A 24,573-nucleotide genomic window follows, 5' to 3' on the forward strand; every position below is an offset into this window, starting at 1 on the left:
GGGCCTGGCACAAGACAAACAACCAGCGGCGCAACCGCGAAAGTTTCAGTTCCATACCAGCAGCTCCGCAGGGGTGGGGTTGTAGGCATTGCAGGGGTTGTTCAGTTGCGGGCAGTTGGAGATCAGCACGATCACGTCCATCTCGGCTCGCAGGTCGACGTACTTGCCCGGTGCCGAGATGCCGTCTTCGAAGGTCAGGCCGCCGTCAGCGGTGACCGGCACGTTCATGAAGAAGTTGATGTTCGGCCCGATGTCGCCCTTGCCCAGGCGGCCATCGTGAGAACAGGCGCGCAGGTAGTTGTCGCGGCAGCTGTGCATGTAGCGTTTTTCCAGGGCGTAGCGCACGGTGTTGCTCTCTTGCGCACAGGCGCCGCCGAGGGTGTCGTGACGCCCGCAAGTGTCGGCGACGATGGTCAGCATCGGCTTGCCGAGGTTGGAATACAGCACGCTGCCGGTGCTCAGGTACACGCTGTTCTGCCGACGCAGGGTGCGCTGCACGTCGTAGCGCTCCCTGGGATTGGCAACGCTGTAGAACAAGGTGTCGACGGCCTGATTGCCTTCAAGGTCGAGGATGCGCAAAGTCTGGCCCGCCTTGACCTCCATCAGCCAAGGCTCGCCGGCGGGGATGGTGGCGCGGTAGATCGCGGTGTCTGGTTGCTTGTGAACGGTAGCGATAGCGAGTGACATGGCAGCGATCCTCAGGCAAACAAACGGTCGGTGTTGATGAAGCCGCGCTCGTTCTCCGGGCGCGAGGTGCGGCAGTGTTCGGCGATGCTGGCGTCGGCGTTCATCCAGCTGAGCTTCAGCGGTTTCGGTGCATATTCCGGCGACGGGTCCATCGGGTGCTGCAGGGCGGTGAGCACCACCAGGGTGTCCATCGGCGCGTACAACTCGATGTAGTCGCCAGCCTTGGAATTGCCCCCGACGAAATGGAAGCGCCCGGCGTCATCGACGTTCACGCGGCTGAACAGGTTGAGGGTCATCAGCAGGTCGGACAGGCCCAGCCCCCACTTGCCCAGCTCCACCAACAGGTTGTCGGTACCGTTGCGGAAAAAGCCGTTGCGCAGTTCCTGATAGCGGCCCGCGCCGTACTTTTGCGCCACTTCTTCAGCGCAGAGCACGCCACCGAGGCTGTCGCTCCAGCCGCAGGTGTCGGCGGTGATGGCGGCCAGCACGCGGCCCATGTCCGAGTACAGGCAGTGGCCGGCGGTGAGCTTGGCGGTGTGTTGGCATTTGAGGCTGTCGGGCAGGTTCAGCCGTTCGGTTTTTTCATTGGCGTTGAGCAACGTCAGGCTGACGTTGGCGCCGCCACGCAGATCGGTCAGGCGCAGCAATTGGCCGCGTTTGAGCACGAAGGAGCGGTGGCCGCCGCCGGGGAGCATTTCCTCGGCAAAGGGCGGGAACAGTTGGGTCGAATCAGTCATGGGCAAAACCCTCTCAAGCGGTTCGAAGTGAGCCCGCCAGTTGCACTGGCAGGGCGTCGACGGCGGCACGGTGGGTGCGGCGGTCGCTGTTCAAAGGGATGTCGTAGGTGATGCGTGCGCCATAGCGGCCGGGCGCATGCGGGTCGAGGCGGACCTTGTCGAACACCAGCAGGCGTGTGCCCAGGCTGAAGCCTTCGGACAGGTCATGGGTGACCATGAACACCGTCAGTCGGGTCTCGCGCCACAACTCCAGGAGCAAGGCGTGCATGTCTTTGCGGATGCCCGGGTCGAGGGCGCCGAACGGTTCGTCGAGCAGCAACACCCGCGGCTTCATGATCAGCGCCTGGGCAATGGCCAGCCGTTGTTGCATACCGCCGGAAAGCTGCGCCGGGTACTTGTCCAGCGAGTGGCCAAGGCCGACTTTGTGCAGCAGCGCCGAAGCCTGTTCGCGAGCCTCTTTTTTCGCACTGCCGAACAAGCGTCCGAGCAAATACGAGCGGGGCAGTTCGAGGCCGAGGGCGACGTTGTCCAGCACGCTCAGATGCGGGAACACCGAGTAGCGCTGGAACACCACGCCACGGCTGGCGTCCGGCTCTGCGGCCAAGGGCTGACCGTCGAGCAGGATCTCGCCGCGACTGGCGCGTTCCTGGCCGAGCAGCAGGCGCAGGAAGGTCGATTTACCGCAACCGGAAGCCCCCACGAGGGTGCAGAACTCACCTTCGTTGACGCTCAGGTTGAGGCCTTCGAGCACCACCTGATCGGCGTATTGCTGCCAGACGTTTTTGACGGTGATGAAGCTCATTTGGCCGCTCCTTCATACCAGGGAAAAGCACGGCGGGTGAGGTACTTGAGGCCCCAATCCATCAACCAGGCGAGCAGGGTGATCCACACCACGTACGGCAAAATCACGTCCATCGCCAGGTAGCGGCGCACCAGGAAAATCCGGTAGCCGAGGCCGTCGGTGGAGGCGATGGCTTCGGCGGCAATCAGGAACAGCCACGCCGAGCCGAGCATCAAGCGCAACGAGATCACCAGGCGTGGCAGCAGTTGCGGCAACACCACCCGCAGCATCAGGGTCCAGGTAGACGCGCCGAGGGTCTGGGCCTTGATCAGCAGTTCCACGGGAATTTCCCGGGCGCGCTGTTCCAGGTCCCGGGCCAGCGCCGGAGTAATGCCGATCACGATCAGCATCACTTTCGACAACTCACCCAAACCGAAGACGATGAACAGGATCGGCAGGATCGCCAGCGGTGGCACCATCGACAGTACGGTCAGCAAGGGTGACAACGGCGCACCGAACAGCGGCAGGGTACCGGTGGCGATGCCCAGGCACAGCCCGGCCAAGGCACTGATGCCCAGGCCAATGGCCAGACGTTGCAGGCTGGACGCCGTGTCCTGCCAGAGCAGGTATTCGCCAGTGCGGCTGTCGGCGACGAAGGCCAGGCGTTTCACCGCGTCGGTCATCTGCACGGCGCTGGGCAGCAGCTTGTCGTTGGGGTTTTCCGCCAGTCGCTCGGCCGAGCCCATGAAGTAGGCGAACAGCACCAGGGCGAACGGCAGGATCACCAGCAACAGGCGACTCGGGCGGTCCGGGTGACGGTTGATCAGGCGCATGGCCAGTTCTCCTGATTACAGCTTGGCGTCGGCGGCCATCTGCACGTAACTCGGGTCGAAGCGCAGCTTGAGGTTGCCCTTGTCGCCGCTGGTCACGCCGTTGGCGAAGGCCATGCCGACCGCGCTGGTGTCCTTGGCGCCTTCACCCAGCAGGCCGTGCTGAAAGGAGAACTCGGCCACCTTGCGCATGGTTTCCGGCAGTTGCTTGCTGGTACTGAACGCCAGTGCTTCCTTGGGCGTGGCGAACAGCTTTGTGGTGTCCAGTTGCGCCTGGAAACCCGCCAGGTCAGTGCCCGAGGCCTTGGCCATGTGCTCCAGGGCGGCTTTGCTGGCGGCGTTTTTCGCGTTCATCAACTCGACCACTTCGAACCAGGCGCCGGTCAGTGCCTTGCCGAGGGCCGGGTTGTCTTTGAGGGTCTGGGAGTTGACCACCATCATGTCCATGATTTCGCCGGGGATCTGGCTGGAGTTGAACACCTCGGTCACCGCAGGCTTGGCCTTGATGTCCGAGAGCATCGGGTTCCAGGTGGTGACGGCGTTGACCTGATCGGTGTTGAAGGCGGCCGAGATATCGGCGTCGGAGGTGTTGACCACTTTCAGGTCTTTCTCGGTGAGGTCCACCGAATCCAGGGCCCGGGCCAGCAGGTAGTGGGAAACAGAGAGTTCCACCAGGTTGACGTCCATGCCCTTGAGGTCGGCGACTTTCCTGCCTTCGCCCTTGAGCACGATGCCGTCGTTGCCGTTGGAGAAATCGCTGACGATCAGCGCGGTGCTGTCGACGCCGCCGGCAGCCGGAATGGTCAGTGCGTCCATGTTGGTCATGGTGCAACCGTCGAACTGGCCGGCGGTGTACTGGTTGATGGATTCGACGTAGTCATTGAGCTGCACCACGTCGATCTTGATGCCGTACTTCTTCGCCCATTTGTCGACGATGCCCTGGCTGCCGGCATATTCCCAGGGCATCCAGCCGGCGTAGATCGTCCAGCACACGCTGAAGTGGTCTTTCTGTGCAGCCTGGGACGAGAAGCTCACGAGGGCGGCGAACGCAGCGGCGAGCAGGGCGGGTAAACGAAGCTGGGACATGATGGTTCTCCAGTTGATCAAGGACGGACAGGACGGCAGCGGCACCGCTAACGGTGGCTTGTCTCCCGGGCTTTTGTCCCGCCGTGTAACCTCAACTGGAGGTCGCCAACTCTCGGACCAGTCACTCGCGATTGCGAGCCGGAACCCTAGTCAGCCATTGCAAATTGTGGTGCCGCGAACCTGTAGTGACTCCTGCACGGTTTTAATAAAGCGAGAGGCGTGCCAAGTTGGCCCGAGCGCTCTAGCGTGGGGGACAGGGAGGTCGACGGTGTTGATTGGAAAGACGCACTGCCTTGTGATGGTGCGCTGGTGCACCGCATTGGAACCTGCCCGCCGCTGATCAGAAGGTGGGTGCAACGTCGCACTTGGCAGGGGATTGCCAGTCAAAACAGGTGTCAGTCGGTGTGTTCCGACTGCTGTTACAGGTCTTTACGGAGGCCGCCATGTTGCGTCGATTGTTGTTAGGTGCAGTACTTGGTCTTGGATTGTCTGGCTGCTACTACTACGCCGGTCCCGCCGACGTCTACGGGGGACCTTATTACTACCCCGGCTACTACTCGCCTTATTACTACGGTTACTACGGTCCACGTTATTACGGTGGTTATCGCTCCTATTACTACGGTGGGCATGGTTACTACCGTGGCCACGGCGGTGGACATCATGGCGGTGGACATCGCGGTGGCCACCGTTAATCAGGGCGTGAATGGATGAAAAACCTTTCATCGGCCAGATGTTTCTACTTGTTTCGGGGACGCACCAGATTCCGAATTCGGTGTCTGATCTTTCGACAGTCACCGAACATTTGACTGTCGCCTGCCAGCGTCGCTGGCGTGGCTTACCCGCGGTCCAGGAGGCCGCCATGCTCTGTCGAATTCTTCTGCTAGCTGTGTTGGGATTATCCCTTGGTGGGTGCGTGCCTTATTACGATGAAGGAGGCAGCTACTACAGTTCCGAGGTCTATACCTCGGCATCGCCAACCTATTACGCCGGGGGTAGTTCCTACTACTCCAATGGTGGTTACTACACGCCGCCACCCCGGTACTACGTGCCACCAGCGCGGTATTACCAGCCGACACCGCGCTATTACTCACAGCCACGGATCTATCAACCGTCGCGCTATTACTCGCAACCGCGGATCTATCATCCATCGCGCCATTACCAGTCGGCCCCTCGTCACTATCAGCCGTCGCGGGGCGACTACCGCATGCACCAGAACCATGGCTGGGACGGCCGTAACCGCGGGAACTGGAACAACGACTATCGCGGTAACGGTCGCGGCTATCGCAGCGGGCGGGGCGGCCACCGCTAATCATTAAACTGAATACAAAACCTGTGGGAGCGAGCCTGCTCGCGAAGGCGGTGTGTCAGACAGTAATAACGTCGACTGACACGCCCTCATCGCGAGCAGGCTCGCTCCCACATTTTTTTGCCCGGACTTCAGTATTCGGACAAATCCGCCAGCGGATGCCGACCTTCCCACGCCTTGTGAAAATGCGCCTCTACCACCGCGTCCGGCACGTTGTTGATGTCCGGCCAGTGCCAGTGTGGCTTCTGATCCTTGTCGATCAACCGGGCACGCACGCCTTCGCTGAATTCCGGATGCCGACAGCAGTTGAGGCTCAGGGTGTATTCCATCTGGAAGACTTCGGCCAGCGACAGGTGCCGGGCACGGATGATCTGCTCCCAGACCAGATGAGCGGTCAGCGGTGCGCCTTCGCTCAGGGTTCTGGCTGCGCGGCTCAGCAACAGATCGGTGTGATCGCGCAAGGCGCTGATGGCCTTCCAGGCGCAACGCACGTCGCTGACATCCAGCAGTTCGTCGATCTGCTGGCGTCGCGGCAGCCACTGGGCTTCGGGCATCTGTGCCACGGCTTCCTGCTGCAAGGCCTTGAGCAGGCTGTTGAGCTGCATGGGTGTCTGTTCCTGCCAGTTCAATTGCAACAGGCCTTCGATCAATTCCGGCTGCTGCTCATCGAGCAGGAAACGATCGGCCAGGTCCAGGTCGATGGCATCGCGGCCGTTCATGTGCGCACCGCTCAGGGCCAGGAACAACCCTAGCTTGCCGGGCAGGCGCGACAGAAACCAACTGGCGCCAACGTCCGGGTACAGGCCGATGCTGATCTCGGGCATGGCCAGGCGGCTGCTCGGCGTAACGATGCGGATGCCTGCCCCTTGCAACAGTCCCATGCCTCCGCCCAGCACATAGCCGTGGCCCCAGCAGATCAGCGGTTTCGGGTAGGTGTGAAGTTTGAAGTCCAGGCGATATTCCGCCGCAAAAAACTGCGCAGCCAGTGGCGGTACTTCGCCCGGATGGACGCGACAGGCTTCCACCAGGCTGCGCACTTCACCGCCGGCGCAAAAGGCCTTGGCGCCGTTGCCGCGCAACAGGACGCAGACGATCTGCGGGTCCTTGGCCCAGGCCTCCAGGCGGTCGCGCAGGGCGTTGATCATCGGCAGGGACAGGGCGTTCAGGGATTTTTCGGCATCCAGGCTGGCGATGCCGATGCGTGCGCCGTCGGTGCCGGTGAGTTCTTCGAAGTGCAGATTCATCGTGACCTCGATCGGGAATTTGAGGGTTAAGTATGATCGCTGTGTGGGAAAGTGCCGGATCTGCATCAGATCAATTGACAAGCGTGATGCGCTTTCCTAGGGTTCGCCCCATTGTTTTTGCCGGATGTAACCATGACTGCTGACGACCGTATCAAACTCGAACCGGGCTGGAAGGAGGCACTGCGTGCCGAATTCGACCAGCCCTACATGGCAGAGTTGCGAAACTTCCTGCAACAGGAGCGGGCGGCCGGCAAGGAGATCTATCCGCCGGGGCCGATGATCTTCAACGCGCTCAATTCCACGCCGCTGGACAAGGTCAAGGTAGTGATCCTCGGTCAGGACCCTTATCACGGCCCGGGCCAGGCCCATGGCTTGTGCTTCTCGGTGCAACCCGGCGTACCGGCACCGCCGTCGCTGGTGAACATTTACAAAGAACTCAAGCGCGACCTGAACATCGACATCCCCAACCATGGCTACCTGCAGAGCTGGGCCGATCAGGGCGTGCTGATGCTCAACACCACCATGACCGTGGAGCGGGCCAACGCCAATGCGCACAAGGACAAGGGCTGGCAGTTTTTCACCGATCGAGTCATTGAAGTGGTCAGCCAACAGCAACCGCACCTGGTATTCATGCTGTGGGGCGCCCATGCCCAGAGCAAGCAGAAACTGATTGATGCCACCAAGCATCTGGTGCTGACCTCGGTGCACCCGTCACCGCTGTCGGCCTATCGCGGCTTCCTCGGTTGCGGGCACTTCAGCAGGACCAACAAGTTTCTGGAGCAGAATGGCGAGACGCCAATCGAGTGGCGTCTTCCACCTGTTTGAAAAAAGCATCGCGAGCAGGCTCACTCCTACATTGAAATGCGTTCCCTGTAGGAGTGAGCCTGCTCGCGATGAAGTCGACTCGGTCTTTACTCTGGATCGCGGTTCCAATACTTGAACAACGGCTCCGCCAGAAACAACACAAACAACAGCCGCATCACCTGCATCGCCGTCACCAGCGGCACCGACAGTTGCAGGGTTTCCGCCGTCAGGCTCATCTCGGCAATACCGCCCGGCATCATGCCCAATGTCAGTGAACGCAGATCCAGATGGGTCAGCGCACTCAAACCCAATGCCGCCGCTGTGGCAATCAGCATGGTCAACACCGTGCCAATCAAGGTGCGCCCCATGAACGATGGCGCACGCCGGAAAAACTGCCGGTTGAAGTGACAGCCCAGACCGCTACCGATCAACCATTGGCCAATCTGGCTACCGCCATTGGGCAAACCGATGTGCAGATCCCAGCCGATGCTGACTGCCGCGCTGACCAGCAGCGGCCCGAACAGCCAGGGGTTGGGTTGACGCAGGCGCTCCCAGATCCAGGCCGCCAACGCACCCGCAGGAAACAACACCGCCAGCCAGCGCCAATCGATGCTGCCAACGTGGGAAATCGGCGCACCGTCGCCCAACAGATACTTGAAGGCTGCCGGTACGCAGAGTACGACCACCAACACCCGCAAACTCTGCCCCGCCGCCACACGGCTGAGCACCGCACCATTGCGGGCGCCGAGGTTGACCATCTCCCCGGAACCGCCGGGCATGCTGGAAAAGAACGCCGTGGCGCGATCTTCACCGGTGCGGCGCATCAGCCACACGCCGACGACCGCCGACAGGCTGGTGACCAACGCACCGAAGAAGATCAGACCGAAATGACTGAGTACCTGCTCCATCACCACTGGAGTGAAGTGCAGGCCGATACCGATACCGACGATCCACTGGCCGCACTTGCGGCCGCCAGGGATTTCGGCCAATTGCCAGGGTGTCAGGCAGCGCACGAGGATGATCGCCAGCAACGAGCCGACCATCCACGGCAAAGGCCAGCCGACCTGGCTGGCGAGGTAACCGCCAAGCAGGCCGACCAGCGGGGTTCCCCACCAGAGCTTGAGGGGGGACCGATCAGACATCGGCGATAACGCTTTGGGCGGCCGAACGTTTGCGCCAGATGCGGATGAGCGGCATCAGCAGCATGATCGCCGTCAGCACCCAGCAACCGAAGGTGATCGGGCTCGACCAGAGGATTTCCAGCGCACCGTTGGAAATCGACAGGGCGCGGCGCAGATTCTGCTCCATCAAACCTCCGAGGATGAAGCCCAGCAATACCGGCGACAGCGGGAAGTCCAGCTTGCGCAGGATATAACCGAAGATGCCGATGCCGATCATCAGGAACAGGTCGAACGTTGTCGCGTGCACCGCGTAGACGCCAATCCCGGTAATGATCGCGATCACCGGTACCAGTGCCCAGTTTGGCACGGCGAGGATGCGGGTAAAGATGCGGATCATCGGGATGTTGAGGATCACCAGCATCACGTTGGCGATGAACAAAGAAGCGATCAGGCCCCAGACGATGTCCGGTTGCTGTTGGAACAGCAGCGGGCCCGGAGTGATGTTGTACAGCGACAGTGCGCCGATCATCACCGCTGTGGTGCCGGAACCTGGAACGCCGAGGGTCAGCATCGGCACCAGCGCACCGCAAGCTGCGCCACCGATGGCGGTTTCTGGCGCCGCGAGGCCGCGCATGTCGCCTTGGCCGAAAGTACCCTTGGCACCCGCCATGCGTTTTTCGGTCATGTAGGCCACGGCACTGGCCAGGGTCGCACCGGCACCCGGCAACACGCCCATGATGAAACCCAGTACGCCGCAACGGATATTCACCGCGAACACCGACGCCGCTTCCTTGAAGTTGAACATCATGCGGCCGGTGGCTTTCACTGCTTCCTGGCCGTGATGGGTTTTTTCCAGCAGCAGGAGGATTTCGCTGATGGAGAACAGGCCCAGCACCAGCACGACGAACTGGATGCCGTCGGTCAGGTGGATGTTGTCCCCGGTGAAGCGATACACACCGCTGTTGGCGTCGATGCCGACGGTCGACAGGAACAGGCCGATCAGCGCCGCGATGAACGTCTTCAGCGGACGGTCACCGGCCATGCCGCCGAGGCAGACAATCGCAAATACCATCAGTACGAAATATTCCGCCGGGCCGAAGGCAATCGCCCATTTCGCCAGCAGCGGGGCGAACAGCACCATGCCGCAGGTGGCGATGAAGGCACCGATGAACGAACTCCATGCCGACAGCGACAGCGCCACACCGGCCAGGCCTTTGCGGGCCATCGGGTAACCGTCGAGGGTGGTCATCACGGTGGACGCTTCGCCCGGGATGTTCAGCAGGATCGAGCTGATCCGGCCGCCGTATTCGCAACCCAGGTACACCGCCGCCAGCAGGATAAGCGCCGACTCCGGTGGCAGGCCGAGGGCGAATGCGATCGGGATCAACAGTGCCACGCCGTTGATCGGCCCCAGGCCCGGCAACAGGCCGACCACGGTGCCGATCAGGGTGCCGCACAGCGCGGTCACCAGGTTGTACGGGCTCAGCGCGACGCCGAAACCCTGACCCAAATAGCCAAGAGTATCCATATCAGTTCTCCAGAACGTCGAGCACGCCAAGCGGCAGCGGCACGTCCATCAACTTGTCGAACAGCAGGTAGAGGCCGACGGCCATCAGGCTGATGATCACGATGCTTGGCACCCAGCGACCGCCATACAGACGGGCCATGGGCACGCCGATCAGGATGCTGGCGACGATGAAACCCAGGGGTTCGAAAGTGCCGGCGAACACCAGCAACAGCGCCACGCAGATGCCGATTTTGGTCAGGGTTTCGCGGTCCAGTGGCGGCTCGTCATCGCTGTGCTTGATCGGCGCCGGACGGAACACCATGTACAGCAGGGCCGAACCCATCAGGCCGAGCATCAGCAATGGAAAGGCCCGAGGCCCCACCGGTTCGTAGGAAAAAGCCGCTTGATACGGCCATGCCATCAGTGCGAGGCCGAGGCAGGCCAGCAACAGCACCGAAGCAAAAATGCGTTGTAAGAGCATGGGGAACTCCTGTGCTGCGACTCCGCCAAACGGAGTCGCAGCCGCTAGACAGAGGCGATCACTGGATCAGGCCGAACTCTTTGGCCAGCACTTTGTAGTCCGCAACCTGCTTCTTCACGTAGGTGTCCAGTTCCGGGCCGGTCATGGCAAACGGGAACAGTTCACGCTGATCGCGCAGCTTGGCGAACTCGGGTGATGCCAATAGCTTGTCGAAGGAGTCCTTCCACCAGGCATAGTCTTCATCGCTGACTTTCGGCCCGAGGTAGAAGCCGCGCACCACTGGCCAGACAATGTCGTAGCCTTGCTCGCGTGCTGTCGGAATGTCCTTCATTTCCGGCTCGTCCAGGCGCTTGTCGGAGAACACCGCCAGCAGGCGCATGTCGCCGCTCTGGATGTGCGGCATGGAGTCGGAGATGTCGGTGCTGCCAACCTGGATGTGGCCGCCGAGCAGGGCGGTGGCAATTTCGCCGCCACCTTCGAGGGCAACGTAACGCAGGTCACGGGGGTTGATCCCGGCGGCCTTGGCGATCAGCGCGGTTTGCATCCAGTCCTGACTGCCGACAGTGCCGCCGGAACCGATCACCACTTTGCTCGGATCTTTCTTCAGTGCCTGCACGAGGTCGTCGAGGGTTTTGTAGGGCGAATCGCTCTTCACCGCGATGGCGCCGTAGCTGGTGCCGACGGCAGCGAGCCAGCGCACGTTGGTTTCATCGAAACGACCGAACTTGCCTTGGGCCAGGTTCAGCAGCGAACCACTGGACCAGGCCACCAGGGTGCCGGCATCAGCCGGACGCTGGGCGACCACCGCGTTGTACGCCACCGCGCCGACACCGCCGGGCATGTAGGTTACGCGCATCGGTTTGGTCAGCAGTTTTTCGTTGACCAGCGCGCTTTGCGCCAGTTTGCAGGTCAGGTCGAAACCACCGCCGGGCGAGGCCGGGGCGATGCATTCCGGGCGTTTTGGCTCGGCCATGAGTTGGCCGGCGAACAGCACACAGCTGGCGGCGAGGGCGAAACGGCGCATTGAACGGCTCATTTTTGTCTCCATTGGAGTTGTTGTTTTTCGGGATGATTCAGGTGCGACGATTTCGCACGGTGCTGGCGCGTTCGAGTCCGTACGGACTGAACGACGAGCAGCCGGCTTCGGCGCTGGCAAGCGTAAACATCGGGGAGCGAGAGAAAGGGCGGGGCGGGCAAGCCTGAAGCTGTGTGGACAGCATGGTGCAATACCTCGTTTATTGTTTTTATTGGCGAAAACGCTTCGAGGCGTTTTTCGGTAGTTACATGTCAAAGCACGCTTTCAAACTACGATTCGATGGTTGGCAGTCGAAACCATCCGTGGGCCGACTCTAACGTCCCAACCTTTCGCTAACCTTTCAGCGGGCTTTCACGGTTTTTCGGGCTTCACAGTGGCGATTGCGGCTGTAAACTCCGCGCCAAAGAATGGCGTCGGCCATCCCTGAACGAGGTAAAGATCCATGCGTGTCCTGCTCGTCGAAGACCATCTGCAACTCGCCGAAAGTGTTGCCCAGGCACTCAAGAGCACCGGTTTGACCGTGGACGTGTTGCACGATGGCGTCGCCGCCGATCTAGCGCTGGGCAGCGAGGACTACGCCATGGCGATCCTCGACGTCGGCTTGCCGCGCATGGATGGTTTCGAAGTGCTGGCGCGCCTGCGGGCGCGGGGCAAGAACCTGCCGGTGTTGATGCTGACCGCCCGCAGCGACGTCAAGGACCGGGTCCACGGCCTGAACCTCGGCGCCGATGACTACCTGGCCAAGCCGTTCGAGCTGACCGAACTCGAAGCCCGGGTCAAAGCCTTGTTGCGCCGCAGCGTGCTGGGCGGTGAGCGCATTCAGCGTTGCGGTGTGCTGGCCTATGACCTGGAAACCCGGCGTTTCAGCCTCGGCGAAGAATTGCTGACCCTGACCTCCCGCGAACAGGCCGTGCTCGAAGCCCTGATCGCGCGCCCCGGTCGGGTGATGAGCAAGGAGCAGCTGGCTTCTCAAGTATTCGGTCTCGACGAAGAAGCCAGCCCCGATGCGATCGAAATCTACGTGCACCGCCTGCGCAAGAAGCTCGACGGCCAGCCGGTCGCCATCGTGACCTTCCGCGGCCTCGGTTATTTGCTGGAAAGCCGTGATGCATAAGCCCAGCAGCCTGCGCTGGCGGTTGCTGTGGAACCTGGCGCTGCTGCTGGTGGTGTTGATGCTGGCCAGTGGTTTGAGCGCCTACTGGAACGGCCGCGAAGCTGCCGATACGGCCTATGACCGGACCCTGCTGGCCTCGGCGCGAACCATCGCCGCCGGCGTCTCCCAGCGCGACGGCACCCTGAGTGCCGACGTGCCCTACGTGGCCCTCGATACTTTTGCCTACGACAGTGCCGGGCGAATTTTCTACCTGGTCAACGACATCAATCAGAAGCTGATTTCCGGTTACGAAAACCTGCCCGCGCCGCCGCCGGGGACGCCGCGCACCGATGACTATCCGGCGCTGGCACGTTTCTACAACGCCCAGTATCGCGGGCAGAACGTGCGCGTGGTGAGCCTGCTCAAACCCGTGAGCGAGCCGAACATGAACGGCATGGCGGAAATTCGCGTGGCGGAAACCGATGAAGCGCGCGTCAGCATGGCCCGCAGTCTGGCGGCGGATACTTTGCTGCGCCTGGGCATGCTGGCAATCGGTGCGTTGATGCTGGTGTGGTTCGCGGTGAGTGCCGCGTTGCGCCCGCTGGAGCGCTTGCGCACGGCGGTGGAAGAGCGCCAGCCGGACGATCTGCGGCCCTTGCCGCTGGTGGAAGTGCAGCGCGAATTGTGGCCGCTGGTGCGCGCACTCAATCACTTTACCGAGCGCTTGCGCGGGCAGTTCGAGAAGCAGGCGCAATTCATCGCCGATGCCGCCCACGAACTGCGCACGCCGCTGGCGGCGCTCAAGGCGCGCCTGGAACTTGGCATGCGCTCGGCCGAGCCCGATACCTGGCGCAGCACGCTGGAAACCGCCGCCCAGGGCACTGATCGCTTGACCCATCTGGCCAATCAGCTGCTTTCCCTGGCACGGGTCGAAAACGGCGCCCGGGCGATTGCCGAGGGTGGCGCGCAGTTACTCGACCTGAGTCAGTTGGCCCGGGAACTGGGCATGGCCATGGCGCCGTTGGCCCACAAGCGTGGTATCGCGCTGGCGCTGGAGGCGGATGAACCGGTCTGGTTGCGGGGCGAGCCGACGTTATTGAACGAACTGCTGAGCAATCTGGTGGATAACGCACTGGCTCACACGCCGCCGGGTGGCAACGTGATTCTGCGGGTCTCGACGCCCGCCGTACTGGAAGTCGAAGATGATGGCCCCGGCATACCGCTTGAAGAGCGGGATCGGGTATTCGAGCGCTTTTACCGACGCAATCAGCAAGTGGCCGGTTCCGGATTGGGGTTGGCGATTGTCGGTGAGATCTGCCGCGCGCATCTGGCGCAGATCAGCCTGCATGATGGTGAGCACGCAGGGTTGAAGGTGCGGGTGAGTTTTGTTGCGGGGGATTGATGGCGATTTTTCTGGCCTCTTCGCGAGCAGGCTCGCTCCCACATTGAATCGAGTCGTTCGCTACTGTGGGAGCGAGCCTGCTCGCGATTGAGGCAACGCGGTTCCAGGTCAGTAAAACATCGTGCGTGTTTCTTCCAGGTCAGCGCACATCACTTTGTCATCAAAGTCGACTCCGAGTGCCTTGTAGGCCGGTACATTCAACGAATCGGCACGGGCGAGCGGGTGATCGGTGTCCTGCAGGCAATACAGGCTGGCCACCTGCACCAGATCCACATAGTCGACCTGCGCAGACTGGCGTTTGAAATTCAGGTACAGCTGCGGCACTTGCACCAGCATGTCGGGAAATTCCCAGACTCTGAGCAGTTTTTCGCCGATCAGCGGATGAATCCGGTCGATCACATGGTTGAGGCTGACCGGGTCGGACAGCAGCTCATAGTGATCTTCGGCGTAGGTCAGGATCGGCAACACGCCGATCTGGTGCACCAGCCCGCCAAGGGCCGCCTGATCAGGCTTGAGTCGGGTGTAGCGGCGGCACAGGGCGTAGCTGACGCCGGCGATTTCCAGGCTTTTTCGCCAGACATCGCGCATCTTCTGTTCCGCCACGTCGGAGCGGGCATGGAAAATCTGCTCCATGACCAGGCCGATCGCCAGATTACAGCTGTAGTTGATGCCCAGGCGGGTGATCGCGGTATGCAGATCGGTCACTTCCTGGGTCGCACGCAACAGTGGGCTGTTGACCACTTTGATCAGGCGTGCTGACAACGCGGCATCACGGCCGATCACTTTGCTCAGGGTACTGACACTGACTTCCGGGTTTTCCGCGGCCTTGCGAATCTGCAGGGCCACTTCCGGTAACGTTGGCAGAACCAGGTCATCGTTATTGATGGCCTCAACCAAATCCTTTTGGACCTTTTCCGCCAGCTCGCTCATTTAGTCTCTCTAGGGGGCGTTCTCAATTAGTTTTCCCGTCACGTTGTCGCCTTAAAGCGGGCCAGGCAAGGCGTAGGCCGCTGGGAATGGTTGTTCCCTTTCCAAGGCCTGCAACGCAGCCTGGCCCGCTTTAAGGCACAACCCGAAGGGCCGGGCCTGCTGTTGTGCAGGGCAGCGTTGCTCGAAGCTTATTTGGAATGACCAAACCACGCTTCTCGCGCCTTGCCCTGCACAACAGCAGGCCCGGCGCGGCGTGAAAACTAATTGAGAACGCCCCCTGGGTGTTGCGCCAAGTGCTGCCGTTATTGCTGGATTTCGCGATCGCGGTCCAGTTCATAAGGCAGGTCGAGCAGCTGCAAGGACGGCCCTTCGAGCGCGCCCAGGTGGATGTCCCCACTGTCTGCTGCTTCGGCTTGCAACACCGCCAGGAGTTCAATGTTTTGCCCGGCGCGGGCAGCCAGCACCACTTCGCCGATGGAGCTGCCGTGGGTCGGGGAAAACAGCGGGGTACCCGGTTCAGGCAGTTCGCTGGCAGCCAGTTGCAGGCGATACAAACGGCGCTTGAGTTTGCCCAGGTACTGCATCCGCGCGACGATTTCCTGTCCGGTGTAGCAACCTTTCTTGAAGCTCACGCCACCGACCGCTTGCAGGTTGAGCATCTGCGGGATGAACAACTCGCGGGTGCCGGGCATGACCTGGCCGATCCCTGCGCGGACCTGGCCCAGCAGCCATTGATTCAGATCGCCTTCGCTCAGTACTGCCGAAAGCTTGCCCTTGATCGCGTCGGCTTGACCGGCGGTGACCCACAGTTCGGCACGTTCAGGCGAGACACGGATGGCAATCAGCCCATCGTTGCGCACGACGCTGTCGGTTTCTGCCGGCAGGTCCAGGCCGAGGCTGACCAGCGCGGCGTCGCCATGGTCAACGCCGAAGCGGACCCAGGCGGCACTTTCGTCGCTCAGTTTCGACTTGGAAAACACCGCGTATTTTTTCAGGTCCGCCAGTTGCGGTTCTAGCAATTCGGTGGCCATGGCCAGGGCCACGCCGTCCCCTTCGAGCAGGATGCGGAAACTCGATTGCATCCGGCCTTTTTGCGTGCAGCGCGCACCGAGGCTGGCCCGGGAATCGCTCAGGTAGTTGAGGTTGCAGGTCAGTTGGCCTTGCAGGAATTTGCTGGCGTCCGCGCCGCGGACCGCGAGAACACCTTCATGAGAAAGGGTGCAGAAAAAAGCAGAGTCGGCCATGGGTCATCGCAGGGTAAAGAGTCTGGCGGACATCATAAGGGGGCGCCTTGGAAATGGGTAGTTCACAAAGGATCACCGGCGCCCGACCAAAGCCGACTGTTCGACGGGACGCGGGGCTGTATACTTGCGGCCTATTTGAGGAGCGCTCCATGGTCGAAGATGTTGAACTGAACCGCCTCTACTGGCACAGCCGCCGCGGCATGCTTGAGCTTGACGTGTTGCTGGTGCCGTTTGTGAAAGAGGTTTATCGGCACCTCAACGAGGTTGATCGCGCCTGCTACGTCAGGTTGCTCGAATGCGAAGATCAGGACATGTTCGGCTGGTTCATGGAACGCAGCGAATCGGAAGATCCTGAGCTGCAACGCATGGTTCGCATGATCCTGGATCGTGTCCAGCCCAAGTAATGGGTTCGAATGCCGCTGGCATGCCTCACGGCAGTTGCTGGCGGCGTATCTTCTGGCCCAGCTGTTCGCGTTGGGTTCGTTGTCTTTACTGTCAATTCCGGTCTGGGCCAGCGCGCTCGGCGTCGTGCTGTGCGTGGCTCACGGAGTCTGGCTGTTGCCCCGGCAAATCCTGCTGACCCACCCGCAGGCCTTTTGCGGCTTGCGGCGCGATGCCGATGGCTGGCAGTTGTGGAGTCGGGCCAGGGGTTGGCAGCCCGTGCAATTGAGGCCGGACAGCCTGGCGCTGCCGTTGGTGGTGGTACTGCGTTTCCGACTACGTGGTGAGCGCCGGGTCCGGGCCATTTGCGTACCCCGGGACGCGCAGGCGGCGGATGTGCACCGACGCCTGCGGGTCCGGCTCAAATTCAGCCGACGTAGGTGGGTGGCACCAGAATAGTGTCCAGCGCGACTGGCAACAGGTTCGGGTAGTCGAGGGTGTAATGCAGGCCACGGCTTTCCTTGCGCTCCATGGCTGAGAGAATCATCAGCTCGGCCACTTGGGCCAGGTTGCGCAGCTCGATCAAATCCCGGCTGACCTTGTAGTTGCTGTAGAACTCGTCGATTTCATCCAGCAACAGTTGCACGCGGTGTTGCGCCCGTTGCAGACGCTTGTTGGTGCGCACGATGCCAACGTAGTCCCACATGAATCGCCGCAGTTCATCCCAGTTGTGCGCAATGATCACGTCTTCATCGGAATCGGTGACCTGGCTCGCATCCCAGGCGGGAAGGGGAGTTGGCATCGGAATCAGGGGCAGCTGTTCGAGAATGTCCGCTGCCGCCGAGCGGGCATAGACGAAACATTCCAGCAGCGAGTTGCTGGCCATGCGGTTGGCGCCGTGCAGACCGGTGAAACTGGTTTCGCCAATGGCGTACAGCCCCGGTACATCGGTGCGGCCCTGTTGATCGACCATCACGCCGCCGCAGGTGTAGTGCGCCGCCGGGACCACCGGAATCGGCTGTTTGGTGATGTCGATGGAAAACTCCAGGCAGCGTTCGTACACCGTCGGGAAGTGCGTCTTGATGAAGGCTTCGGGCTTGTGGCTGATGTCCAGATAGACGCAATCGATACCCAGGCGCTTCATTTCATGGTCGATGGCCCGGGCGACGATATCCCGTGGCGCCAACTCGGCCCGAGGATCGAAGCGCTGCATGAAGCGCTCGCCGTTGGGCAACTTGAGGTGGGCACCTTCGCCTCGCAGGGCTTCGGTGACCAGGAAGCTCTTGGCTTGCGGGTGATACAGGCAAGTAGGGTGGAACTGGTTGAATTCCAGGTTCGCCACCCGGCAGCCCGAGCGCCAGGCCATGGCAATGCCATCGCCGCAGGCGCCGTCAGGGTTACTGGTGTACAGGTAAACCTTGGCCGCACCACCGGAGGCGAGGATCACAAAGCGCGCGCCGTAGGTATCGACTTCGCCGGTGCCGCGATTGAGCACGTAGGCACCGAGGCAGCGATCACCTTCGAGTCCCAGGCGTTTCTCGGTGATCAGGTCAACCGCAACCCGCTGTTCCAGCAGTTCGATGTTCGGTCTTTTCCTGGCCTGGTCGAGCAGGGTGGTGAAAATGGCCGCGCCGGTGGCATCGGCGGCGTGGATGATGCGCCGATGGCTGTGACCGCCCTCGCGGGTCAGGTGGAATTCGAACCCGCCATCTTCGGTACTCGACTGTTCATCGCGGGTAAAGGGCACGCCCTGGTCGATCAGCCATTGAATCGCTTCCCTGCTGTGCTCGACGGTGAAGCGCACGGCGTCCTCATGACACAGGCCGCCGCCGGCATTGAGTGTGTCATCGACATGGGATTCAACGGTGTCGGTGTCGTCCAGCACGGCCGCAACGCCGCCCTGGGCCCAGAAAGTCGAGCCATTGGCGAGGTTGCCCTTGCTCAGAACAGCAATGCGCAAATGACCGGGCAAGGTCAGCGCAAGGCTCAAGCCGGCAGCGCCGCTGCCAATTACCAGAACATCGTGTTGAAACTGTTGGCTCATTTCAGGATTCCGCTCAAAGCGACCCGGGTCGGGGGTGGCGCAGCTGGACAGGCGAGTCAAGGCAGCCGCACAGCCACTAGTATATAGAGGGGGGGAGCGGCACAATACCCGAGCTAGCATGGCATTGTGAAACTACTGTGACGCAAAACATCGGTCGCTTCGTCGGATGTTTTTCTGCCCGTTGGGCGCGAGAATGACTGTATCGCCGATTTAACAGTCTTTTTCCCTTCACGGTTGCACAATGTCGGTTCGGTGCAACTATAAATAATTGGAACTTTTGCCAAAGGGCCAAGATCAATAGACGGTTGCCTGAAACAAGGGACAGTGTCGGCTTCAGTGGAGGATTGCAGTTCGATCCCTGCTGAAGAATCCGATGACAAGATTATCCGCGCAGCCGGGTCAACTCGTGCTGCGCTTTTCGTGCGTGCCAAATCAGCGCCCGCAGGAAACTTGCCTGGAGGGGGAGAACTTTTGCGAAAAGCCCGAGTCTATGTTTGCAAGTCTGGTGGTTTACTTCTGCAATCCTCCTCCGAGCTCATCGAGGAGTGTTCATGCTAACCCAGGAAGAGGATCAGCAACTGGTCGAGCGCGTTCAGCGCGGCGACAAGCGTGCTTTCGATCTGCTAGTGCTGAAATACCAGCACAAAATTCTCGGGTTGATCGTGCGTTTCGTGCACGACACCCATGAAGCCCAGGATGTGGCACAAGAAGCCTTTATCAAGGCATACCGTGCACTTGGAAATTTTCGCGGAGACAGCGCGTTTTATACGTGGCTTTACCGTATCGCCATCAACACGGCGAAAAACTATCTGGTTTCACGCGGCCGTCGGCCGCCGGATAGCGATGTCAGTTCCGAGGATGCAGAGTTCTACGATGGCGATCATGGCCTCAAGGATCTCGAGTCGCCAGAGCGGGCTTTGCTGCGGGATGAGATCGAAGGCACCGTCCATCGAACCATTCAGCAACTGCCGGAAGATTTGCGTACGGCTTTAACTTTACGTGAGTTTGATGGTCTGAGTTACGAGGACATTGCGAGTGTCATGCAATGTCCGGTAGGCACCGTGCGCTCCCGGATCTTCCGCGCCCGGGAGGCCATCGACAAAGCCCTGCAGCCGTTGTTGCAGGAAAACTAAAGACAGCGGCGACAGCCAAGAGAGGAACGCCATGAGTCGTGAAGCCCTGCAGGAATCGCTGTCCGCAGTGATGGATAACGAAGCGGACGAATTGGAATTGCGTCGGGTATTGAATGCCTGTGACGATGTTGAAACCCGTGAAACCTGGGCTCGTTATCAGATCGCTCGGGCAGTGATGCACAAGGATCTGCTGCTTCCACGCCTGGACATCGCCGCGGCTGTTTCTGCTGCCCTGGCTGACGAAGCCGTACCGGCAAAAGCCTCCCGTGGTCCATGGCGCAGCCTGGGTCGTCTGGCGGTCGCAGCTTCCGTGACCCTGGCGGTGCTGGCCGGTGTGCGTCTGTACAACCAGGATGAGATCGCCGGTGTCGAACTGGCCCAGCAATCCAGTCAACCCGCGCTGGCCGCTCCTCAAGTAAAAGGCCCAGCCGTTTTGGCAGGCTACAATGAGAGTTCGGATGCTACCGGCCCAATGGCCAACGGCGTATTGCAAGGTCAACCAGGCTGGCATGATCAGCGTCTGCCAGGTTACTTGCGCCAACACGCACAACAGGCTGCACTGAAAGGCACTGAGAGCGCTCTGCCTTACGCTCGTGCCGCAAGCCTGGAAAACCGTTAAGGAGGATCATGCGCGCCATACCTCTACTTTCGCTTCTGCTCAGCGGCTGGTTCATCGTTCCAGCCCAAGCCGATGAAGCTCAGGACTGGTTGACCCGCCTGGGCCAGGCAGAGCAGCAGCAAAGCTTTCAGGGTGCTTTCGTCTACGAGCGTAACGGTAGTTTTTCTACCCATAACATCTGGCACCTCGTCCAGGATGGAAAGGTCCGCGAGCGATTGATCCAGCTTGACGGTTCCGCTCAGGAAGTCGTTCGCATTGATGGGCAAACCCAATGCGTCAGCGGCACACTGATAGCAGGGCTTGGGGACTCCCCGAACTCCGCTGCCCGTGCACTCGATCCTCAAAAGCTCAAGAATTGGTATGACCTCGCCGTCATCGGCAAGTCGCGTGTCGCCGGGCGTCCGGCGGTGATCGTATCGCTGAAGCCCCGCGATCAGCACCGCTACGGTTTTGAACTGCATCTGGACAAAGAGACCGGCCTGCCTCTGAAGTCCTTGCTGTTGGACGACAAGGGGCGGTTGTTGGAGCGCTTCCAGTTCACGCAACTGGATACCGCTGACGTTCCTTCCGAAAAAGACCTGCAGGCCAGTAATGATTGCAAGCCAGTCAATCTCGAAAGTGACAAGGCTTCTGCCGTCAAGTCTGCCCAGGTCTGGCGTTCCGACTGGTTGCCGCCTGGCTTCGAGCTGACCAGCAGCACTGCTCGCAAGGATCCGCAGACCAAGACCCAGGTCAATAGCCTGATGTATGACGATGGTCTGACGCGCTTTTCGGTATTCCTTGAGCCGTTGAATGGCGCAACAGTCACCGACACCCGTACTCAGTTGGGGCCGACCGTTGCGGTTTCCCGGCGCCTGGCCACGGCACAGGGTGACATGATGGTCACCGTCGTCGGCGAGATACCGGTCGGTACTGCTGAACGGATAGCGCTTTCGATGCGCACCGACGCCGCTGCAACCAAGCAGTGAGCTGAATTCGAAATGTTTCGTGAGCATTTCAATTTGCAAAAATCCCGTAAATTTCTTATAGGTCAGAGCCCCTCGGCTCTGGCCTTGTTTGTTGTTCCCGGAACAAAAATACCGGCGTATTGTTCCCGGTGTTCCTTGCTCCATATCGCTTAACCCTGCTCGTCGTAACGGGAGCCGTATGTCGATACCTCGCTTGAAGTCCTACCTTTCCATTATTGCCACCGTGCTGGTGCTCGGTCAGGCGGTCACCGCCCAAGCGGTCGAGTTGCCTGACTTTACGCAACTGGTCGAACAGGCCTCGCCTGCGGTCGTGAACATCAGTACCACGCAAAAGCTGCCGGATCGCAAAGTCAGCCAGCAAATGCCCGACCTCGAAGGCTTGCCGCCGATGCTGCGCGAATTCTTCGAACGGGGCATGCCGCCACAATCGCGCTCACCTCGTGACCGTCAGCGCGAGGCAACCTCCCTGGGCTCAGGTTTCATCATCTCTTCCGATGGCTATATCCTGACCAACAACCACGTGATCGCCGATGCTGACGAAATCCTCGTCCGTCTGGCTGATCGCAGCGAAATGAAAGCCAAGCTGATTGGTACCGATCCACGTTCCGACGTGGCGCTGCTGAAAATCGAAGGCAAGGATCTGCCCGTGCTCAAGCTCGGTAAATCCCAGGACCTGAAGGCCGGCCAATGGGTTGTCGCGATCGGTTCGCCATTCGGCTTTGACCACACAGTGACCCAAGGCATCGTCAGCGCCGTCGGTCGCAGTCTGCCGAACGAAAACTATGTGCCGTTCATCCAGACCGACGTGCCGATCAACCCGGGTAACTCGGGCGGCCCGCTGTTCAACCTGAACGGAGAGGTGGTTGGGATCAACTCGCAGATCTATACCCGCTCCGGTGGCTTCATGGGCGTGTCGTTTGCAATCCCGATCGACGTGGCCATGGATGTTTCCAATCAGCTGAAATCCGGTGGCAAGGTCAGCCGTGGCTGGCTGGGCGTCGTGATTCAGGAAGTGAGCAAGGACCTGGCCGAGTCGTTCGGTCTGGAGAAACCGGCCGGTGCGCTGGTTGCCCAAATCCAGGATGATGGTCCGGCTGCCAAGGGTGGTCTGCAAGTGGGCGACGTGATCCTGAGCATGAACGGTCAGCCAATCGTTATGTCGGCCGACCTGCCGCACCTCGTTGGCGCGTTGAAGGCTGGCACCAAGGCCGATCTGGAAGTGATTCGTGACGGCAAGCGCAAGAATGTCGAATTGACGGTCGGCGCGATTCCGGAAGAAGGCAAGGAGCTGGACGCGCTGCCAAAATCCAGCATCGAGCGCAGCAGCAATCGCCTGGGTGTTTCCGTGGTTGAGCTGACTGACGAGCAGAAGAAAACCTACGACCTCAAGGGTGGTGTGCTGATCAAGGAAGTGCAGGACGGCCCTGCCGCCATGATTGGCCTGCAGCCGGGTGATGTGATCACCCACCTGAACAACCAGGCCATCGGTTCTACCAAGGAGTTCGCGGACATCGCCAAGGCGCTGCCAAAGAACCGCTCGGTGTCGATGCGGGTACTGCGTCAGGGGCGTGCGAGCTTCATCACCTTCAAGCTGGCTGAATAACCCGGTTGTTGTTGGTTGAATAAAAAACCGCCTCGAAAGAGGCGGTTTTTTTGTGTCCGGACTTCTTGTCTCCAGGGCTTCAGCCCATCATGTCCTTGATCATGCGCTCCTGTTCCATCAGTTCGCGTTGCCGCGCGTCGATCCGCGAAGACAGCGGGAAGTTGCTGCCAGCCCTGCGTTTGGCGAAGTCCAGTTGTTGAATGGCCTGTTTGTAGTCGCCGACCAGCGCAAAGTATTCGGCGCGAGCCTGATGCAGGCCGATGATATTGCCCGACAGGCCGCGCGTCTCGGCAACCTGATACCACACGTCCGGATCATCCGGACGCGACTTGAGCAGGCCTTCGAGGGCTTTCTCCGCATCCGCAGTACGGTTCTGCTTCAGCAGCAGGTCGACGCGCATCTGGTTCAGTGGGTAGTTGCCAGGGTACTGGGCCATCAACCGCTCAACCCGGGACTGGGCATCCGGCAGGCGGTTGTTGGTGATGTCCAGGTCGACCTGAGCCAGGTTGTAGATGATTTCGTTGGGTGCCTTGGCCAGCAGCAGCTTGAGGTTTTCCCGTGCTTCGTTCAGTTGACCGCCCTTGATCTGGGCAATTGCCAGGCCGTAGCGCGCCACGTCGTTTTTCGGGTTTTCGTCGAGCTGGGCGCGGAAGCGCTTGGCACCGAGCCCCGGGGTTTCTTCATAGATCAACTGGACGCGCGCGCGGATCAGTTGATAGCGCATGCTGTCTTCGATGCCACCCTGTGGTGCTAGTTCGGCGCGGTTGCGGGTGTCGGCGATACGCGATTCGGTGACCGGGTGAGTCAGCAGGAATTCCGGTGGCTTGGCATCGTAGCGGTACTGACGCCCCAGGCGCTCGAACATGGTGGGCATCGACCGGGGGTCATAACCGGCCTTTTCCAGATTGAGAATGCCGATGCGGTCGGCTTCCTGTTCGTTCTGGCGGGAGAATCGACGCTGTTCCTGAATGGCCGCAGCCTGTGTGCCGGCAATGGCCGCGATTCCTGCGTCACCGGCGCCCGCGGCTGCAATCACGATACCGGCCAGCAATGCAGCCATCATGGGTACTTGCATGCGTTGCTGCGCTTCGACGCCCCGGGCAAAGTGGCGCTGCGACAAGTGAGCCAATTCGTGCGCCATTACCGAAGCGTATTCGCCTTCGGTCTGGGCGTTGAGGAACAACCCTCCGTTCACCCCGACGATCCCGCCCGGCGCCGCAAAGGCGTTGAGCTGCGGGCTGTTGATCAGGATGAATTCCAGGCGCCGGTCAGTGACCTGGCTGGTCTCGACCAGTCGGTAGACGCTGGATTCCACGTAATCCTTGAGCTGCGGATCGTTGAGCTGCGAAACCTGACTGCGCAACATGGCCAGCCAGGCCCGGCCGAGCTGGTATTCCTGTTGCGGTGAGACAATGGCAGAACTGGCGTCGCCGAGTGACGGCAGGTCGTCGGCGAAGCCCGGTGAGGCGAGCAGGCAAGCGAGCGTCAGCAGGGTAGGGCGCAAAAAGGTCATGCACAAAGCCTTAGTCGACAAAG

General features: G+C 60.8%; 25 protein-coding genes and 1 riboswitch. Of the genes, 11 read left to right on the forward strand and 14 right to left on the reverse strand.

The window, feature by feature from the left end; genetic code table 11:
- Nucleotides 1-45: 45 nt before the first annotated feature.
- The 5 genes from WHX55_RS06535 to WHX55_RS06555 are packed head-to-tail and all read right to left on the reverse strand — an operon-like array spanning nt 46 to nt 4,121.
- Nucleotides 46-687, reverse strand: coding sequence for an urea amidolyase associated protein UAAP2 (locus WHX55_RS06535; protein ID WP_150756254.1), 642 nt, complete (start codon nt 685-687; stop codon nt 46-48).
- A gap of 11 nt (nt 688-698) precedes the next feature.
- Nucleotides 699-1,424: an urea amidolyase associated protein UAAP1 gene (locus tag WHX55_RS06540; protein ID WP_150756253.1), complete on the reverse strand. Its 726-nt coding sequence runs from the start codon at nt 1,422-1,424 to the stop codon at nt 699-701.
- A gap of 13 nt (nt 1,425-1,437) precedes the next feature.
- Nucleotides 1,438-2,226, reverse strand: coding sequence for an ABC transporter ATP-binding protein (locus WHX55_RS06545; protein WP_150756252.1), 789 nt, complete (start codon nt 2,224-2,226; stop codon nt 1,438-1,440).
- Nucleotides 2,223-3,038: an ABC transporter permease gene (locus WHX55_RS06550; protein ID WP_353742263.1), complete on the reverse strand. Its 816-nt coding sequence runs from the start codon at nt 3,036-3,038 to the stop codon at nt 2,223-2,225. Before WHX55_RS06550 ends, WHX55_RS06545 begins: the two co-directional genes overlap by 4 nt.
- A gap of 15 nt (nt 3,039-3,053) precedes the next feature.
- Nucleotides 3,054-4,121 carry a putative urea ABC transporter substrate-binding protein gene (locus WHX55_RS06555; RefSeq protein ID WP_102672053.1) on the reverse strand — a complete coding sequence of 356 codons (1,068 nt, stop codon included), beginning with the start codon at nt 4,119-4,121 and terminating at the stop codon, nt 3,054-3,056.
- 60 nt (nt 4,122-4,181) lie between these two features.
- Nucleotides 4,182-4,282: riboswitch (guanidine-I (ykkC/yxkD leader) on the reverse strand.
- 282 nt (nt 4,283-4,564) lie between these two features.
- Between WHX55_RS06555 and WHX55_RS06560 the strand changes: the two genes are divergently transcribed.
- Nucleotides 4,565-4,813, forward strand: a complete 249-nt coding sequence (locus tag WHX55_RS06560; RefSeq protein WP_150727543.1) for a hypothetical protein — start codon at nt 4,565-4,567, stop codon at nt 4,811-4,813.
- A gap of 167 nt (nt 4,814-4,980) precedes the next feature.
- A complete protein-coding gene (locus WHX55_RS06565) occupies nt 4,981-5,430 on the forward strand; it encodes a hypothetical protein (protein WP_150756249.1) in 450 nt (149 codons plus the stop codon).
- 128 nt (nt 5,431-5,558) lie between these two features.
- Here the strand turns inward: WHX55_RS06565 and WHX55_RS06570 are convergent, their stop codons facing one another.
- On the reverse strand, nt 5,559-6,671 hold the full coding sequence (locus WHX55_RS06570; RefSeq protein WP_353742264.1) for an enoyl-CoA hydratase/isomerase family protein: 1,113 nt from the start codon (nt 6,669-6,671) through the stop codon (nt 5,559-5,561).
- Between the two features lie 132 nt (nt 6,672-6,803).
- Between WHX55_RS06570 and ung the strand changes: the two genes are divergently transcribed.
- A complete protein-coding gene (gene ung, locus WHX55_RS06575) occupies nt 6,804-7,496 on the forward strand; it encodes a uracil-DNA glycosylase (protein WP_008050720.1) in 693 nt (230 codons plus the stop codon).
- A gap of 86 nt (nt 7,497-7,582) precedes the next feature.
- Here the strand turns inward: ung and WHX55_RS06580 are convergent, their stop codons facing one another.
- Genes WHX55_RS06580 through WHX55_RS06595 form a run of 4 tightly spaced genes read right to left on the reverse strand, consistent with a single transcriptional unit; the run spans nt 7,583 to nt 11,620 of the window.
- Nucleotides 7,583-8,617: an AbrB family transcriptional regulator gene (locus WHX55_RS06580; RefSeq protein ID WP_150757379.1), complete on the reverse strand. Its 1,035-nt coding sequence runs from the start codon at nt 8,615-8,617 to the stop codon at nt 7,583-7,585.
- Nucleotides 8,610-10,124 (reverse strand): tripartite tricarboxylate transporter permease, encoded by a 1,515-nt coding sequence (locus tag WHX55_RS06585; RefSeq protein WP_150727539.1) that lies wholly within the window; start codon nt 10,122-10,124, stop codon nt 8,610-8,612. The genes WHX55_RS06580 and WHX55_RS06585 overlap by 8 nt, the downstream gene beginning before the upstream one ends.
- Before the next feature lies 1 nt (nt 10,125).
- Nucleotides 10,126-10,584: a tripartite tricarboxylate transporter TctB family protein gene (locus WHX55_RS06590; protein WP_095945109.1), complete on the reverse strand. Its 459-nt coding sequence runs from the start codon at nt 10,582-10,584 to the stop codon at nt 10,126-10,128.
- A 58-nt stretch (nt 10,585-10,642) separates the two neighbouring features.
- Complete coding sequence (locus WHX55_RS06595) at nt 10,643-11,620, reverse strand: tripartite tricarboxylate transporter substrate binding protein (RefSeq protein ID WP_150727537.1); 978 nt, start codon at nt 11,618-11,620, stop codon at nt 10,643-10,645.
- 442 nt (nt 11,621-12,062) lie between these two features.
- Here WHX55_RS06595 and WHX55_RS06600 point away from each other — a divergent pair, with 442 nt between their 5' ends.
- Both WHX55_RS06600 and WHX55_RS06605 read left to right on the forward strand, forming a co-directional pair.
- Nucleotides 12,063-12,734, forward strand: coding sequence for a response regulator (locus WHX55_RS06600; protein WP_150756245.1), 672 nt, complete (start codon nt 12,063-12,065; stop codon nt 12,732-12,734).
- Nucleotides 12,727-14,115, forward strand: coding sequence for a sensor histidine kinase (locus tag WHX55_RS06605; RefSeq protein ID WP_150727536.1), 1,389 nt, complete (start codon nt 12,727-12,729; stop codon nt 14,113-14,115). Before WHX55_RS06600 ends, WHX55_RS06605 begins: the two co-directional genes overlap by 8 nt.
- Nucleotides 14,116-14,223: 108 nt before the next feature.
- Here the strand turns inward: WHX55_RS06605 and WHX55_RS06610 are convergent, their stop codons facing one another.
- Complete coding sequence (locus WHX55_RS06610) at nt 14,224-15,045, reverse strand: HDOD domain-containing protein (protein WP_353742265.1); 822 nt, start codon at nt 15,043-15,045, stop codon at nt 14,224-14,226.
- A gap of 302 nt (nt 15,046-15,347) precedes the next feature.
- A complete protein-coding gene (locus tag WHX55_RS06615) occupies nt 15,348-16,289 on the reverse strand; it encodes a folate-binding protein YgfZ (RefSeq protein WP_150756243.1) in 942 nt (313 codons plus the stop codon).
- Nucleotides 16,290-16,438: 149 nt separating this feature from the next.
- Here WHX55_RS06615 and WHX55_RS06620 point away from each other — a divergent pair, with 149 nt between their 5' ends.
- Together WHX55_RS06620 and WHX55_RS06625 are read left to right on the forward strand one after the other, a co-directional pair.
- On the forward strand, nt 16,439-16,693 hold the full coding sequence (locus WHX55_RS06620; RefSeq protein ID WP_057716026.1) for a succinate dehydrogenase assembly factor 2: 255 nt from the start codon (nt 16,439-16,441) through the stop codon (nt 16,691-16,693).
- Nucleotides 16,677-17,129 (forward strand): protein YgfX, encoded by a 453-nt coding sequence (locus WHX55_RS06625; protein WP_151215102.1) that lies wholly within the window; start codon nt 16,677-16,679, stop codon nt 17,127-17,129. The genes WHX55_RS06620 and WHX55_RS06625 overlap by 17 nt, the downstream gene beginning before the upstream one ends.
- On the opposite strand, the gene nadB is transcribed toward WHX55_RS06625, so the two are convergent.
- Nucleotides 17,098-18,714: an L-aspartate oxidase gene (gene nadB, locus WHX55_RS06630; RefSeq protein WP_150727532.1), complete on the reverse strand. Its 1,617-nt coding sequence runs from the start codon at nt 18,712-18,714 to the stop codon at nt 17,098-17,100. The genes WHX55_RS06625 and nadB overlap by 32 nt on opposite strands.
- 551 nt (nt 18,715-19,265) lie before the next feature.
- Here nadB and rpoE point away from each other — a divergent pair.
- The 4 genes from rpoE to WHX55_RS06650 all read left to right on the forward strand — a co-directional run bounded on the left by rpoE (nt 19,266) and on the right by WHX55_RS06650 (nt 23,037).
- A complete protein-coding gene (gene rpoE / locus WHX55_RS06635; RefSeq protein ID WP_003172477.1) occupies nt 19,266-19,847 on the forward strand; it encodes an RNA polymerase sigma factor RpoE in 582 nt (193 codons plus the stop codon).
- 31 nt (nt 19,848-19,878) lie between these two features.
- A complete protein-coding gene (locus WHX55_RS06640) occupies nt 19,879-20,466 on the forward strand; it encodes an RseA family anti-sigma factor (RefSeq protein WP_150727531.1) in 588 nt (195 codons plus the stop codon).
- 8 nt (nt 20,467-20,474) lie between these two features.
- The gene (locus tag WHX55_RS06645; RefSeq protein WP_150727530.1) at nt 20,475-21,434 is read left to right on the forward strand and encodes a MucB/RseB C-terminal domain-containing protein; all 960 of its coding nucleotides are present in this window, start codon (nt 20,475-20,477) and stop codon (nt 21,432-21,434) included.
- Between the two features lie 178 nt (nt 21,435-21,612).
- On the forward strand, nt 21,613-23,037 hold the full coding sequence (locus tag WHX55_RS06650; protein WP_150727529.1) for a DegQ family serine endoprotease: 1,425 nt from the start codon (nt 21,613-21,615) through the stop codon (nt 23,035-23,037).
- A gap of 79 nt (nt 23,038-23,116) precedes the next feature.
- On the opposite strand, the gene WHX55_RS06655 is transcribed toward WHX55_RS06650, so the two are convergent.
- Nucleotides 23,117-24,550, reverse strand: coding sequence for a M48 family metalloprotease (locus tag WHX55_RS06655; RefSeq protein WP_150727528.1), 1,434 nt, complete (start codon nt 24,548-24,550; stop codon nt 23,117-23,119).
- Nucleotides 24,551-24,573: the final 23 nt, after the last annotated feature.

This window comes from Pseudomonas fluorescens (genome assembly GCF_040448305.1).
Taxonomy (GTDB): Bacteria; Pseudomonadota; Gammaproteobacteria; order Pseudomonadales; family Pseudomonadaceae; genus Aquipseudomonas; species Aquipseudomonas fluorescens_BH.

Excerpts from the sequence above, each read along its gene's own strand:
- WHX55_RS06535 (WP_150756254.1), bottom strand. The coding sequence starts at position 687 with ATGTCACTCGCTATCGCTACCGTTCACAAGCAACCAGACACCGCGATC.
- WHX55_RS06540 (WP_150756253.1), bottom strand. The coding sequence starts at position 1,424 with ATGACTGATTCGACCCAACTGTTCCCGCCCTTTGCCGAGGAAATGCTC.
- WHX55_RS06545 (WP_150756252.1), bottom strand. The coding sequence starts at position 2,226 with ATGAGCTTCATCACCGTCAAAAACGTCTGGCAGCAATACGCCGATCAG.
- WHX55_RS06550 (WP_353742263.1), bottom strand. The coding sequence starts at position 3,038 with ATGCGCCTGATCAACCGTCACCCGGACCGCCCGAGTCGCCTGTTGCTG.
- WHX55_RS06555 (WP_102672053.1), bottom strand. The coding sequence starts at position 4,121 with ATGTCCCAGCTTCGTTTACCCGCCCTGCTCGCCGCTGCGTTCGCCGCC.
- WHX55_RS06560 (WP_150727543.1), top strand. The coding sequence starts at position 4,565 with ATGTTGCGTCGATTGTTGTTAGGTGCAGTACTTGGTCTTGGATTGTCT.
- WHX55_RS06565 (WP_150756249.1), top strand. The coding sequence starts at position 4,981 with ATGCTCTGTCGAATTCTTCTGCTAGCTGTGTTGGGATTATCCCTTGGT.
- WHX55_RS06570 (WP_353742264.1), bottom strand. The coding sequence starts at position 6,671 with ATGAATCTGCACTTCGAAGAACTCACCGGCACCGACGGCGCACGCATC.
- ung (WP_008050720.1), top strand. The coding sequence starts at position 6,804 with ATGACTGCTGACGACCGTATCAAACTCGAACCGGGCTGGAAGGAGGCA.
- WHX55_RS06580 (WP_150757379.1), bottom strand. The coding sequence starts at position 8,617 with ATGTCTGATCGGTCCCCCCTCAAGCTCTGGTGGGGAACCCCGCTGGTC.
- WHX55_RS06585 (WP_150727539.1), bottom strand. The coding sequence starts at position 10,124 with ATGGATACTCTTGGCTATTTGGGTCAGGGTTTCGGCGTCGCGCTGAGC.
- WHX55_RS06590 (WP_095945109.1), bottom strand. The coding sequence starts at position 10,584 with ATGCTCTTACAACGCATTTTTGCTTCGGTGCTGTTGCTGGCCTGCCTC.
- WHX55_RS06595 (WP_150727537.1), bottom strand. The coding sequence starts at position 11,620 with ATGAGCCGTTCAATGCGCCGTTTCGCCCTCGCCGCCAGCTGTGTGCTG.
- WHX55_RS06600 (WP_150756245.1), top strand. The coding sequence starts at position 12,063 with ATGCGTGTCCTGCTCGTCGAAGACCATCTGCAACTCGCCGAAAGTGTT.
- WHX55_RS06605 (WP_150727536.1), top strand. The coding sequence starts at position 12,727 with ATGCATAAGCCCAGCAGCCTGCGCTGGCGGTTGCTGTGGAACCTGGCG.
- WHX55_RS06610 (WP_353742265.1), bottom strand. The coding sequence starts at position 15,045 with ATGAGCGAGCTGGCGGAAAAGGTCCAAAAGGATTTGGTTGAGGCCATC.
- WHX55_RS06615 (WP_150756243.1), bottom strand. The coding sequence starts at position 16,289 with ATGGCCGACTCTGCTTTTTTCTGCACCCTTTCTCATGAAGGTGTTCTC.
- WHX55_RS06620 (WP_057716026.1), top strand. The coding sequence starts at position 16,439 with ATGGTCGAAGATGTTGAACTGAACCGCCTCTACTGGCACAGCCGCCGC.
- nadB (WP_150727532.1), bottom strand. The coding sequence starts at position 18,714 with ATGAGCCAACAGTTTCAACACGATGTTCTGGTAATTGGCAGCGGCGCT.
- rpoE (WP_003172477.1), top strand. The coding sequence starts at position 19,266 with ATGCTAACCCAGGAAGAGGATCAGCAACTGGTCGAGCGCGTTCAGCGC.
- WHX55_RS06640 (WP_150727531.1), top strand. The coding sequence starts at position 19,879 with ATGAGTCGTGAAGCCCTGCAGGAATCGCTGTCCGCAGTGATGGATAAC.
- WHX55_RS06645 (WP_150727530.1), top strand. The coding sequence starts at position 20,475 with ATGCGCGCCATACCTCTACTTTCGCTTCTGCTCAGCGGCTGGTTCATC.
- WHX55_RS06650 (WP_150727529.1), top strand. The coding sequence starts at position 21,613 with ATGTCGATACCTCGCTTGAAGTCCTACCTTTCCATTATTGCCACCGTG.
- WHX55_RS06655 (WP_150727528.1), bottom strand. The coding sequence starts at position 24,550 with ATGACCTTTTTGCGCCCTACCCTGCTGACGCTCGCTTGCCTGCTCGCC.